Below are 12940 nucleotides of genomic sequence, written 5' to 3' on the forward strand. Positions count from 1 at the left end.
CGTACCGGGTTCTGTTTACAGCTGGCTCACGTGAAAGCGCAGGTGCTCATCGATAAAGCTCTGGATGAAGTAGTAGCCATGGTCATAGCCGCCATGGCGGCGCAGTGTGAGCGGCTGGCCGACCTGGGTGCAGGCGGCTTCAAAGGCTTCGGGCAGCAGCTGCTTTTCCAGCAAGAACTTGTCGGCCAGGCCCTGGTCGACGAGGATGCCGGCCGGGTATGGCGGCTGCTTTTGCGCGGCCATCAAGGCGGTGGCATCGTGCTTGGCCCATTCGGCCTGGTTATCGCCCAGGTAGCCGGCAAAGGCTTTCTGGCCCCAGGGGCAGTTAATGGGATTGGCAATCGGCGCAAAGGCCGAAACCGACTTGAACACGCCGGGGTGGCGCAGCGCCAGGGTCAGCGCGCCATGGCCGCCCATGCTGTGGCCAAAGATGCCCAGGCGTTGCAGGTCGATCGGCAGCTTGGCGCCCAAGAGCGGCAGCAGGTCTTCGAGGATGTAGCTTTCCATGCGCCAGTGCAGCGCCCAGGGCTTGGCCGTGGCATCCAGGTAAAAACCGGCCCCCACGCCAAAATCCCAGCTCTCCGCTTCGCCAGGCAGACCCGCGCCGCGCGGGCTGGTGTCGCAGGTCACCAGGGCCACGTTCAGCGACGCCGCCAGGCGCTGGGCGCCGGCCTTGGTCATGAAGGTCTCTTCGGTACAGGTCAGGCCTGCCAGGTACAGCAGCGCGGGCACTTTCTCGCCCTCCACCGCCTTGGGCGGCAGAAACACCGAGAACTTCATCGCCAGGCCGATCTGGCTGGAGAAATGCTCATAAAAACGCTGGGCGCCGCCAAAGCAGGCATGGGCCGCCTGCAGCTTGAGGCTGGCTTGGGCTTCAGACATCGGAATTTCCTTCGCTAGGGGATTGCGGGGATGCGGCCTGGGCGGCCGCTGCACGCAGCTTGTCTTTCTTGCTCATGCGCTTGCCCTTGATGCCGCCATTGCCGGCGTCTTCAGAGGGCGCATGCGCGGGCACCGCTTCGGTCACCGGGTACTGGTCCAGGGTCTGCAGCGCCACGTCGAGCCCATTGCGCTTGGCAATCAGCTTCCAGTGCGCCAGGCTGGCGGGGGTCACCAGGCTGATGGCCAGGCCCGAGATACCGGCCCGGCCGGTACGGCCGATGCGGTGGGTGTAGTCGGTGGGCGATCGCGGCAGGTCGTAGTTGATGACCAGGGGCAGTGCCTCGACATGGATGCCCCGCGCGGCCAGATCGGTGGTGACCAGCACCTGCCACTGGCTGCTGCGGAACTCCTGCAGCACCTGCTGGCGCGCGCCCTGGCTCAGCTCGCCATGGAAGGCGGTGGCGCTGATGCCCTTGTCATAAAGCTTGTTGGCCACATGCTCGGCGCTGTAGCGGCTGGCCACAAACACCAGCATGCGCTGGCCGGTGTACTGGGTGACCAGCTCACGCAGCCAGGCCGTGCGCTTGGCGGCATCGAGGTAGTAGGCCTCCTGCACGATGGTGGCGTCCTGCAGGTGGGTCGAGGCGATCTCCACCGTCTCATGCGTGGCACGCAGCAAGGTGGGCACCAGCGCCTGCACCGCCGGGGCAAAGGTGGCCGACAGCAGCAGGGTCTGGCGCTGCTCACGCGCGGGCACCAGGCCCAGCACGCTGTGCAGCTCCTCGGCAAAACCCAGGTCCATCAAGCGGTCGGCCTCGTCCAGCACCAGGGTGCTGATGGTGTCCAGCCGCAGCTTGCTGTGCGCCACCACATCGAGCAGGCGCCCGGGCGTGGCAATGACCAGATCCACGCCGCCGCGCAGGGCCAGCAGCTGGGGGTTGATGGAGACACCACCTGTAAGCACGGCCACCTTGGGGCGGCGGCCCAGGGCCTCGCCAACAAAGTAGACCAGCTCGGCCACCTGGGTGGCCAGCTCGCGCGTGGGCACCAGGATCAAGGCCTGCGTCTCATGGCGGCCCGCCTGGCCTGCCGCGTCGCTCAGCATCCAGGCCTGCATCAGGGGCAGCACATAGGCCGCCGTCTTGCCCGAGCCGGTCGGCGCGCAGCCCAGCAGGTCACGCCCGTCCAGAATGGCCGGAATGGCTTGGGTCTGGATGGCCGTGGGTGCAATCAGGCCATGGGCCTGGGCAGCGTGGGCCAGCGACGGAGCAAGGCCAAGAGAGGTAAAAGACATGGATTTCAATGGTGCGGGCCGGGCCGCAGGGACAACAAGCCTCGCATTGTCGCCCCTGGCACCGCTGCCAGCGCTGCGCAGGACTATTGCAGCGCATGCTGGCAACCGGCACTGGCCAGCTTCGGCCAGCAGTGCTTAGCTGGCGTAATTGACCACCGAGCGGATCGACTTGCCTTCATGCATCAGGTCGAAAGCCTCGTTGATCTTGGCCAGGCCCATGGTGTGGGTGACAAAGGGTTCGAGCTTGATCTTGCCGGCCATCGCGTCTTCCACCATGCCGGGCAGCTCGCTGCGGCCCTTGACGCCGCCAAAGGCCGTGCCCAGCCATTTGCGGCCGGTCACCAGCTGGAAGGGACGGGTAGAGATTTCCTGGCCCGCGCCCGCCACGCCGATGATCACGCTCTGGCCCCAGCCACGGTGCGCGCATTCCAGCGCTGCACGCATCACCTGGGTGCTGCCGATGCATTCAAAGCTGTGGTCCACGCCCCAGCCGGTCATCTCGACGATCACTTGCTGGATCGGCTTGTCGAAATCCTTGGGGTTGATGCAGTCGGTCGCGCCAAAGGTCTTGGCCAGCTCGAACTTGCCAGGGTTGGTATCGACGGCAATGATGCGGCCGGCCTTGGCCAGCTGCGCGCCCTGGATTACCGCCAGGCCAATGCCACCCAGACCGAACACAGCCACGGTATCGCCCTCTTGCACCTTGGCGGTGTTCTTGACAGCGCCCAGGCCGGTGGTCACGCCGCAGCCCAGCAGGCAGACCTGCTCGGGATTGGCATCGGGGTTGACCTTGGCCAGCGACACTGCGGCCACCACGGTGTACTCCGAGAACGTGGAGCAGCCCATGTAGTGGTAGATCGGCTCGCCGTTGTAGCTAAAGCGCGTGGTGCCATCGGGCATCACACCCTTGCCCTGGGTGGCGCGCACCGCCACGCAGAGGTTGGTCTTGCCACTCTTGCAGAACAGGCATTCGCCGCACTCTGCCGTGTACAGCGGAATCACATGGTCGCCCGGCTGGACGCTGGTGACGCCCTCGCCCACTTCCACCACGATGCCGGCGCCTTCATGGCCCAGCACCGCCGGGAAGATGCCTTCGGGGTCATCACCGCTCAGGGTGAAGGCATCCGTGTGGCACACGCCCGTGTGGGTGATCTTGACCAGCACTTCGCCCTTCTGGGGGGGCGCAACGTCGATCTCGACAATCTGCAAAGGCTCTCCGGCTTTGAAGGCAACAGCGGCGCGGGATTTCATGGGTGGACTCCTTGGGTCAAAAACGGGGGAAAACAGTCAGGCGCGGTCACGACCACAGGCCTATTTGAGGTACGAACGCAGCAGCGACAGCATTTCGTCAATGTCCGCCTGCGATGGCGCCGGCTGCTTGGCCATGGTCTCGCGCATATGGCCATCGAGCAAGTCGGCCATCAGGCCGTGTACGGCCCCGCGCATGGCGGCGAGCTGCTGCAGGATGGGGGCGCAATCACTGCCCGCCTCCACCGCCCGCTCCAAGGCCTCCGCCTGGCCCTTGATGCGGCGCAGGCGGGTGATGGCGCGGTGCTTGTCTTCGGCGTTATGGGGCATGGCAGGCGGTGTTCGCAACGGCGCAAAAGCACGCCAAACTCAGGTACTGGGCCAGAGTATAAATGCAATTTATAAAAATTACATATGAAAAATAGATGAAAACCCCAGGTACCCCCTGGGGGTATACCGGATATCTCGAATTCTCTCAGGCCGAGCAGGCACAAAAAAAGACCGCAGCCTCGGCTGCGGTCTTGCGTGGATGAGTAGCTACCGGTTTTAGCGCGGTAGATCGCTCCAGCCCATCAGGTACTCGTCGATGGAACGGGCGGCCTGGCGGCCTTCGCGGATGGCCCAGACCACCAGCGACTGGCCACGGCGCATGTCGCCAGCGGCAAACACCTTGTCCACATTGGTGGCGTAGCCGCCTGTGAAATCGGTGGTGGCGCGGGCGTTGCCACGGGCGTCCTTGTCCACGCCAAAGGCTTCCAGCACCGGTGAGACCGGGTTCACAAAGCCCATGGCCAGCAGCACCAGGTCGGCGGGCCATTCCTTTTCGGTGCCCTTGACTTCACTCAGCTTGCCGTCCTTGAACTCGACCTGCACGGTGGTCAGGCTCTTGACCTTGCCCTTGTCGCCGTTGAAGGTCTTGGTCGAGATCGCGAACTCACGCACGGCGCCTTCTTCGTGGCTGGAGCTGGTGCGCAGCTTGATCGGCCAGTAGGGCCAGACCAGGGGCTTGTTTTCCTCTTCGGGCGGCATGGGCATCACCTCGAACTGGGTGACGCTCTTGGCGCCGTGGCGGTTGCTGGTGCCTACGCAGTCGCTGCCGGTGTCGCCACCGCCGATGACGATGACGTCCTTGCCATCCGCACGGATCTGGCCCTTGAGCTTGTCGCCGGCATTGATCTTGTTCTGCTGGGGCAGGAACTCCATCGCGTAGTGCACGCCGTCCAGCTCACGGCCGGGCACGGGCAGATCGCGCGACTGCTCGGAGCCGCCGGTCAGCAGCACCGCGTCGAACTCGGACTTGAGCTGCTCGGGAGAGACCGTTTCCTTGGCCCAGTTGGTGACCTTGCTGTCCTTGCCCAGACCGTCCTTGCCGGCCACCAGCACGCCGGTGCGGATGGTCACGCCTTCGGCTTCCAGTTGCGCGGCGCGGCGGTCGATGTGCAGCTTGTCGAGCTTGAAGTCAGGGATGCCGTAGCGCAGCAGGCCGCCGATGCGGTCGTTCTTTTCGAACAGGGTCACCGCATGGCCTGCACGGGCCAACTGCTGGGCAGCGGCCATGCCGGCAGGGCCGGAGCCGACCACGGCCACCTTCTTGCCGCTTTGGTGCTTGGCGGGGCGCGCCTGCACCCAGCCCTCTTCCCAGGCACGGTCAATGATGGCGTGCTCGATGGACTTGATGCCCACCGGGTCGTTGTTGATGTTCAGCACACAAGCTGCTTCGCAAGGCGCGGGGCAGATGCGGCCAGTGAACTCGGGGAAGTTGTTGGTCGAGTCCAGCACATGAAAGGCTGCCGCCCAATCGGCGCGGTACACCAGATCGTTGAAATCCGGAATGATGTTGTTGACCGGGCAGCCGCTGTTGCAGAACGGCGTGCCGCAGTCCATGCAACGGGCGCCTTGCTGCTTGGCCTGCTGCGAGTTCAGGCCAACAACAAATTCCTTGTAGTGCTTGAGGCGATCTTCAACGGGTGCATAACCCTCGTCGATACGCGCAAATTCCATAAAGCCTGTGACTTTTCCCATGATCGGATCTCTTGCTTGGCTGCTGCCCGCGCCGCGTTGGCGGGGACAGCAATCGTGGTCATTAATAAGGGGCTGGGTGCTTGGCGGCCAGGCCGCCAGGGGCCTCACTTTGCGGCGGCGTCCACACTCTTCTTGGCCGAGGTCTTGGCCTTGGCGACCTGCGCCTTGGCTTCGGCGCGGGCATGGATCTCACCCAGCGCGCGCTTGTACTCGGTTGGGAAGACCTTGACGAACTTGCTGCGCACTTCCGCCCAGTTGTCCAGCAGATCACGGGCACGCTTGCTGCCGGTCCAGCGCAGATGGTCGGCGAGCAGGCGCTTGAGCTGCGCTTCGTCGGTCTGGCCGTTGTGCCAGATGCCCTTGTCGATGCTGGCCTCCTGCTCGGACTGGCTCAGCACCTTGTCCATGGTCACCATCGTGGTGTTGCAGCGGCTGGCGAACTGGCCGTCCTCGTCATAGACGTAGGCCACGCCACCGCTCATGCCGGCGGCAAAGTTGCGGCCGGTCTTGCCCAGCACCAGCACGGTGCCGCCGGTCATGTATTCGCAACCATGGTCACCCGTGCCTTCGACCACGGCCGTGGCACCCGACAGGCGCACCGCAAAGCGCTCGCCAGCAACGCCGCTCAGGAAGGCCTCACCGGTGGTCGCGCCGTACATCACGGTGTTGCCCACGATGATGTTCTTGTGCGCTTCGCCACGGAAATCCAGGCTCGGGCGCACCACCACGCGGCCGCCGGACAGGCCCTTGCCGGTGTAGTCGTTCGCGTCGCCGACCAGGTACAGGGTGATGCCGTTGCACAGGAAGGCGCCAAAGGACTGGCCGCCCGTGCCTTCGACACGGATGTGGATGGTGTCGTCAGGCAGGCCTTCGGCATGCACCTTGGTCACCGCGCCCGAGAGCATGGCGCCCACGGTGCGGTTCACATTGCGCACGGTCTCCAGGATCTTGACCCGCTCGCCCTTGTCGATGGCAGGGCGCGACTTCTCGATCAGGATGTTGTCGAAGGCTTTTTCCAGACCATGGTCCTGGTTTTGCGTGTGGTAGAGCGGCACATCGTCGGCCACTTCGGCACGGGCCAGCAGGCGGTTGAAGTCCAGGCCCTTGGCCTTCCAGTGGGTGATACCGGCCTTCATGTCCAGCAGATCAGCACGGCCCACCAGGTCGTCGAACTTGGAGATACCCAGCTGGGCCATGATCTGGCGCGCTTCTTCGGCGATGAAGAAGAAGAAGTTCACCACATGCTCGGGCTTGCCGCTGAATTTCTTGCGCAGCTCGGGGTCTTGCGTGGCCACACCCACCGGGCAGGTGTTGAGGTGGCACTTGCGCATCATGATGCAGCCCTCAACCACCAGCGGTGCGGTGGCAAAGCCGAACTCATCAGCGCCCAAGAGTGCACCAATCACCACGTCGCGGCCGGTCTTCATCTGGCCGTCGGCCTGCACACGGATACGGCTGCGCAGCCCGTTGAGCACCAGGGTCTGCTGGGTTTCGGCCAGGCCGATTTCCCAAGGCGAGCCCGCATGCTTGATCGACGACCAGGGCGATGCGCCCGTGCCGCCGTCATGGCCGGCGATCACCACATGGTCGGCCTTGCACTTGGCAACGCCGGCGGCAATTGTGCCCACACCCACTTCGGACACCAGCTTGACGCTGATGGTCGAATGCGTGGCGACGTTCTTCAGGTCGTGGATCAGCTGGGCCAAGTCCTCGATCGAGTAGATGTCGTGGTGCGGCGGCGGCGAGATCAGGCCCACACCAGGCACCGAGTAACGCTGCTTGCCGATGTACTCGGTCACCTTGCCGCCAGGCAACTGACCGCCTTCACCGGGCTTGGCACCCTGCGCCATCTTGATCTGGATCTGGTCCGCAGAGGCCAGGTACTCGGCCGTCACACCAAAGCGGCCCGATGCCACTTGCTTGATGCGCGAGCGCAGGCTGTCGCCATCTTGCAGCACGTAGTCGGATTCGATCTGGTCCTTGCCGATGATCGACGCCAGCGACTCGCCCTGCTTGATCGGGATGCCCTTCAACTCATTGCGGTAACGGGCGGGGTCTTCACCACCTTCGCCGGTGTTGCTCTTGCCGCCAATGCGGTTCATCGCCACGGCCAGGGTCACATGGGCTTCGGTACTGATCGAGCCCAGCGACATGGCGCCGGTCGCAAAGCGCTTGACGATCTCGGCCGCCGATTCGACCTGCTCGACCGGGATGGCCTTGGCAGGGTCGATCTTGAACTCGAACAGGCCACGCAAGGTCATGTGGCGCTTGCTCTGGTCGTTGATCAGCTGCGCATATTCCTTGTAGGTGTTGAAGCTGTTGGCGCGGGTCGAGTGCTGCAGCTTGGCAATCGCATCGGGGCTCCACATATGCTCTTCACCACGGGCACGCCAGGCGTATTCGCCACCGGTGTCCAGCATGGTGGCCAGCACCGGGTCGTTGCCAAAGGCAGCCTTGTGGCGGCGGATGGCTTCTTCACCGATCTCGAACACACCCAGGCCTTCGACGCGGCTGGAGGTGCCGGTGAAGTACTTGTCGATGGTTTCGCTGTTGATGCCAACGGCCTCGAACAGCTGCGCACCGCAGTAGGACATGTAGGTGGACACACCCATCTTCGACATGATCTTGGACAGACCCTTGCCGATGGCCTTGATGTAGTTGTAGATCGCCTTGTCTGCCGACAGATCGCCGGGCAGGTGCTTGTGGATCGAGGTGATCGTCTCGAGCGCCAGGTAGGGGTGCACGGCTTCGGCACCGTAGCCGGCCAGCACGCCGAAGTGGTGCACTTCGCGGGCGGTGCCGGTTTCCACCACCAAACCGCAGGCCGTACGCAGGCCTTCGCGGATCAGGTGCTGGTGGATGGCCGACAGCGCCAGCAGTGCCTGGATGGCCACGCGGTCCTTGCTGACACCCTTGTCGCTGATGATCAGGATGTTGTTGCCGGTCTTGATCGCATCAACCGCTTGTGCGCACAGCGAAGCCAGGCGCGCTTCCACGCCTTCACTGCCCCATTCCAGCGGGTAGGTGATATCGAGCACGGCCGAGCTGAACTTGCCAGCGGTGTGCGAGCGGATGTTGCGCAGCTTGACCATGTCGGTGAAGTCCAGCACCGGCTGGGTCACTTCCAGACGCAGCGGCGGGTTCACCTGGTTGATGTCGAGCAGGTTGGGCTTGGGGCCGATGAAGGACACCAGGCTCATCACAATCGCTTCACGGATCGGATCGATCGGCGGGTTGGTCACCTGCGCGAACATCTGGCGGAAGTAGTTGTACAGCGGCTTGTTCTTGTCCGACAGCACGGCCAGCGGGCTGTCATTGCCCATCGAGCCAATTCCCTCTTCGCCGTTGGCGGCCATCGGGCTCATCAGGAACTTGATGTCTTCCTGGGTGTAGCCAAAGGCCTGCTGCAGGTCCAGCAACTCGGGCGACTGCTGCTCATCGGCAATCGCGCCGAACTCTTGCGAGGCCTTGGCCTGCTGGTCGACCTGCGATTCGCCGGCCACGGGCTTTTCCACATCGTCCAGGCGGATGCGCAGGTCTTCGATCCAGCGCATATAGGGCTTGGCATTGGTCAGCGAGGACTTGACTTCCTCGTCGTCGATCAAGCGGCCCTGGTCCAGATCGATCAGGAACATCTTGCCCGGCTGCAGGCGCCACTTGCGCACGATCTTGTGCTCGGGCACGGGCAGCACGCCCGATTCGGAGCCCATGATGACGAAGTCATCGTCGGTCACGCAGTAGCGGGCAGGGCGCAGGCCGTTGCGGTCCAGGGTGGCGCCAATCTGGCGGCCATCGGTGAACACGATCGATGCGGGACCATCCCAGGGCTCGATCATCGCGGCGTGGTATTCATAGAAAGCGCGGCGGCGCGAATCCATCGTGGCGTGCTGCTCCCAAGGCTCGGGGATCATCATCATCACGGCCTGGGCCAGCGGGTAGCCCGCCATGGTCAGCAGCTCCAGGCAGTTGTCGAAGGTGGCCGTGTCGGACTGGTGCGCAAAGCTGATCGGGTAGAGCTTTTGCAGGTCGTTGCCCAGCACGGGCGAGCTCATCACGCCTTCGCGGGCACGCATCCAGTTGTAGTTGCCCTTGACGGTGTTGATTTCACCGTTGTGCGCCACATAGCGGTAAGGGTGGGCCAGTGGCCACTCGGGGAAGGTGTTGGTCGAGAAGCGCTGGTGCACCAGACCCAGCGCTGAGACGCAGCGCTCATCTTCCAGATCGCGGAAGTAGGTGCCCACCTGGTCGGCCAGCAGCAGACCCTTGTAGATCACGGTGCGGCTGCTCATGCTGGGCACGTAGTACTCTTTGCTGTACTTGAGCTGCAGGTTCTGGATCGCCGCGCTGGCGGTCTTGCGGATCACATACAGCTTGCGCTCCAGCGCATCCTGCACGATCACATCGGCGCCACGGCCGATGAACACCTGGCGGATGACAGGCTCTTTCTCGCGCACGGTGGGCGACATTGGCATTTCGCGGTTGACCGGCACATCGCGCCAGCCCAGCAGCACCTGGCCTTCGGCCTTGATGGCGCGCTCCAGCTCTTCCTCGCAAGCCAGACGCGATGCATGTTCCTTGGGCAGGAACACCATGCCCACGCCGTATTCGCCAAACGGCGGCAGCTTGACGCCCTGGGCGGCCATCTCGTCGCGGTAGAGCGCGTCAGGCAGCTGGATCAGGATACCGGCGCCATCACCCATCAGCTTGTCGGCACCCACCGCACCCCGGTGGTCCAGGTTCTCCAGAATCTTCAGAGCCTGGGTCACGATGGCATGGCTCTTCTGGCCCTTGATGTGGGCCACAAAACCGACGCCGCAGGCATCGTGTTCCAGAGTCGGGTCATACAGACCCTGAGCTTGCATGTGCTCGCGTGCAGAAGCCGACATGGCGCAATCCTTCAAATAATCTATCGCGGGAAGGTCAATGTAGAGCAGCTGGCAATACCCGAGCAAGATTTTTATTTAGGGTCAGATACCAATTATTTTCAAATGATTTTTCTCAACAATTAATTGGGGTCATATTTAAATGAGCAAAATTATCGTTGATTTATATGACATTTTTAATTCAATCGTCGGAAGGGGCTAGCAGACGGGGACGGCCCGCACTCTTTTTGTGCAGCCTGCGCACCGTTTTGGACTGCAGGGATTGCACAAAGTCCTCACTGCCCATCGCCCAGCCCCCTTGCACGGCATCGGTCAGCGCGCCAGACTCGCGCTGCGACAGGCCATAGGCCAGCATTTGGGCATAGCGGGCCTCCCGCGCAAAGGGGGTGTTGCCCAAGGCCCAGAAAGCCGCCGGATCGCGCAGCCAGGCCAGTGGTCTTGCACCTAAATGGTGCGAACAGCTGGACCAGGGGTAGTCTTCCGCCTTGGTAACCAGGCCAGCGCGCTGCGGGTTGGAATCGATATAGATGATGCATTGCAGCAACGGCTCGGCCGGTTCAAGCACCGTCGAGCGGTAGCGCCCTTCCCACAAAGTGCCGCTGCGCCCGTGCCGGGCATTGAAATAACGCACATAGGCCCGGCCCAACGCCTGCATCAGCAACGGCAGGCCCTGCTCGGTCTGGGGCGTTATCAGCAGGTGAAAGTGGTTGGGCATCAGCACAAAGGCATGCACTGCCACCAGATGGGTCTGCGCCAACTGACGCAGCAAGTCACTGAAGTATTGGAAGTCCGCGTCATCGACAAAAACCGTCTGCCGGTTGTTGCCCCGGTGCAGCACATGGTGCGGCATGTCAGGAAGACTGAGTCGGGGAAGGCGGGCCATAGGCGTAATGGGCGAGGACGGCAGATGGAGAGGCGGCACCATTATCAACGCTTCCCTGACAGCTAGCTTGCGTACCTATTCGTTATGATCCAACTGGTAAATAAGCCAATAACCCGGGAGATGGAAACACCATGCGCTTTTCTTCGCTAGCGATTGCGTCCTTGCTGGTCTTGAGCGCCAACAGCTGGGCCGCACGCGATTTCACACCCCAAGCGGGCACCTGGATCGTCAGCAGCGAAATCGATGGCAAGCCCGGCCGTGGCCTGGCCATCGATGTGCAAGGCAATACCTTTTTTATGCAGGTGTTTGGCTATGAGAAAAATGGCGATGCCACCTTCTATACCGCCACCGGGCAGTTGGGTGGCAACAGCATCACCGCCCCACTCGTTCGCTATACCGGCGGGCGCAGCTTTGGCAGCGAAGCACGTGATGGCGTGGAAGACAGTTCGCCCGGTGATGTGACCGTTTCCTTCAGCAATGGGCTCAAAGGCAGCGTGCAGTTTCCCGGCGAAGCACCCGCAGCGATGGAGCGCTTTGCGATCAAGGAATTCACGCCGAGCATCAGCAACCCACTTGCCCAGATAGGCCAACGCGGCCTGCATCTGCTGATACTGGACAAGAATCTGCAGTTCAAGCAGTACCGCAGTGCAATGCTTCAGCGCGATAACCAAGGGCAGCCGGTGCTGGTGGAACATCCTGGCTCGTCTGCAATGGGAAATGTCCTTCCTTGCAGCCTCGAACCCGACGAAGGCCAGTTTGTCTGCAGCGCTGCTGACAGCGGCAGCGATATCGACAGTCTGCGCTTCCGAATGGTGGGCGGCCAGCTGGCAGGCCAGATCACGATGAAAGATACGCCAACGCAGCAGCTCAATGTGATCGGGCAAAGCGATTCTGCAATGGACTTAGGCCGCCGTGACAGTCAGCAGCAAACCTATTGGTCCTTCGTGATTCCCGGCGCGACCGTGACGGGCATACCCACCACGCACAGCCACCAACTGATGCCCGTCAATGGCACCTGGATTGTGCAGGATGAGATGACCGGCAAGCCCGGGCGCGGACTGGCGCTGGACGTGCAGAATTCCACGATGGTGCTGCAGGTCTTCAACTACAGCGCCAATGGCCAGCCCACTTTCCATATGGGCAGCGGAAGCTACGTCAGCGCCGGACCAGATACCCTGGCGTCGCGGGCGGAGTTTGCGCTGAACCAGTATGCGGGTGGACGCAGCCTGGGCGGTGCGCCCCAATCGGCGCACCCGGTGGCAGACGCGGGCCCAGTGCGCATCGATTTGGCTCTGAACCGCGGGCAACCTTTACCCCACTTTTCACAGCGCGGCACCGTGACCTTTCCGGGAGAAGCGCCCAAAGCCATCGTGCGCATGCGACTGGACGACCCGCCTTCGCTGGCCGACAAGCTGCTTGGCGAATGGTACTCACCGCCCATGCAAGCGCATCTGGTATTCAACCAGGAGAAGGATGGCGCGGTTTTGTCTTCTGATGGCGCCATCAGTTGCGAACAGAAATACCCAGACAACCCTGACCGCATCAGCTGCACCAAGACCGCTGGCGAAACCCTAGCCGGTACAGGTAATTTCGCCCTCCCCCTGCTGAACCAGGGCAGCAACTGGATCCAGATCCGCGACCGTTTCGGCAACCTCCAAGGCCTGGGCAATATCAACTGAGCCCTTCCGCCTTCGCAGCACCCACAACGACAAAAGGCCATCTGCCCAC

8 protein-coding genes are annotated in these 12940 nt (G+C 62.8%); 1 reads left to right on the forward strand and 7 read right to left on the reverse strand.

Annotated elements, in window-relative coordinates; all coding sequences use genetic code 11:
- Positions 1-15: 15 nt before the first annotated feature.
- From fghA to WH367_RS02260, 7 genes are all read right to left on the reverse strand, one after another.
- Positions 16-882: an S-formylglutathione hydrolase gene (gene fghA, locus WH367_RS02230; RefSeq protein ID WP_339533990.1), complete on the reverse strand. Its 867-nt coding sequence runs from the start codon at positions 880-882 to the stop codon at positions 16-18.
- Positions 875-2176 carry a DEAD/DEAH box helicase gene (locus WH367_RS02235; RefSeq protein ID WP_339533991.1) on the reverse strand — a complete coding sequence of 434 codons (1302 nt, stop codon included), beginning with the start codon at positions 2174-2176 and terminating at the stop codon, positions 875-877. The genes fghA and WH367_RS02235 overlap by 8 nt, the downstream gene beginning before the upstream one ends.
- Before the next feature lie 135 nt (positions 2177-2311).
- Entirely contained in the window at positions 2312-3427 is a 1116-nt protein-coding gene (locus WH367_RS02240; RefSeq protein ID WP_116926434.1) for an S-(hydroxymethyl)glutathione dehydrogenase/class III alcohol dehydrogenase, read from the reverse strand.
- Between the two features lie 60 nt (positions 3428-3487).
- Positions 3488-3754 (reverse strand): metal/formaldehyde-sensitive transcriptional repressor, encoded by a 267-nt coding sequence (locus WH367_RS02245; protein ID WP_021026096.1) that lies wholly within the window; start codon positions 3752-3754, stop codon positions 3488-3490.
- A 216-nt stretch (positions 3755-3970) separates the two neighbouring features.
- Positions 3971-5446, reverse strand: coding sequence for a glutamate synthase subunit beta (locus tag WH367_RS02250; RefSeq protein WP_339533992.1), 1476 nt, complete (start codon positions 5444-5446; stop codon positions 3971-3973).
- A gap of 104 nt (positions 5447-5550) precedes the next feature.
- Positions 5551-10332: a glutamate synthase-related protein gene (locus WH367_RS02255; protein WP_339533994.1), complete on the reverse strand. Its 4782-nt coding sequence runs from the start codon at positions 10330-10332 to the stop codon at positions 5551-5553.
- 178 nt (positions 10333-10510) lie between these two features.
- A complete protein-coding gene (locus WH367_RS02260; RefSeq protein WP_339533996.1) occupies positions 10511-11212 on the reverse strand; it encodes a transposase in 702 nt (233 codons plus the stop codon).
- Positions 11213-11508: 296 nt separating this feature from the next.
- Here WH367_RS02260 and WH367_RS02265 point away from each other — a divergent pair, with 296 nt between their 5' ends.
- Positions 11509-12891: a hypothetical protein gene (locus tag WH367_RS02265; RefSeq protein WP_339533998.1), complete on the forward strand. Its 1383-nt coding sequence runs from the start codon at positions 11509-11511 to the stop codon at positions 12889-12891.
- Positions 12892-12940: the final 49 nt, after the last annotated feature.

The sequence above is a fragment of the Comamonas sp. MYb21 genome (genome assembly GCF_037479395.1).
Classification (GTDB): Bacteria; Pseudomonadota; Gammaproteobacteria; order Burkholderiales; family Burkholderiaceae_C; genus Comamonas.

Bases quoted from the DNA above. Each gene is read 5' to 3' on its own strand.
- WH367_RS02265 (WP_339533998.1), top strand. From the start codon at position 11,509: ATGCAGGTGTTTGGCTATGAGAAAAATGGCGATGCCACCTTCTATACC.
- WH367_RS02245 (WP_021026096.1), bottom strand. From the start codon at position 3,754: ATGCCCCATAACGCCGAAGACAAGCACCGCGCCATCACCCGCCTGCGC.
- fghA (WP_339533990.1), bottom strand. From the start codon at position 882: ATGTCTGAAGCCCAAGCCAGCCTCAAGCTGCAGGCGGCCCATGCCTGC.
- WH367_RS02255 (WP_339533994.1), bottom strand. From the start codon at position 10,332: ATGTCGGCTTCTGCACGCGAGCACATGCAAGCTCAGGGTCTGTATGAC.
- WH367_RS02260 (WP_339533996.1), bottom strand. From the start codon at position 11,212: ATGGCCCGCCTTCCCCGACTCAGTCTTCCTGACATGCCGCACCATGTG.
- WH367_RS02240 (WP_116926434.1), bottom strand. From the start codon at position 3,427: ATGAAATCCCGCGCCGCTGTTGCCTTCAAAGCCGGAGAGCCTTTGCAG.
- WH367_RS02235 (WP_339533991.1), bottom strand. From the start codon at position 2,176: ATGTCTTTTACCTCTCTTGGCCTTGCTCCGTCGCTGGCCCACGCTGCC.
- WH367_RS02250 (WP_339533992.1), bottom strand. From the start codon at position 5,446: ATGGGAAAAGTCACAGGCTTTATGGAATTTGCGCGTATCGACGAGGGT.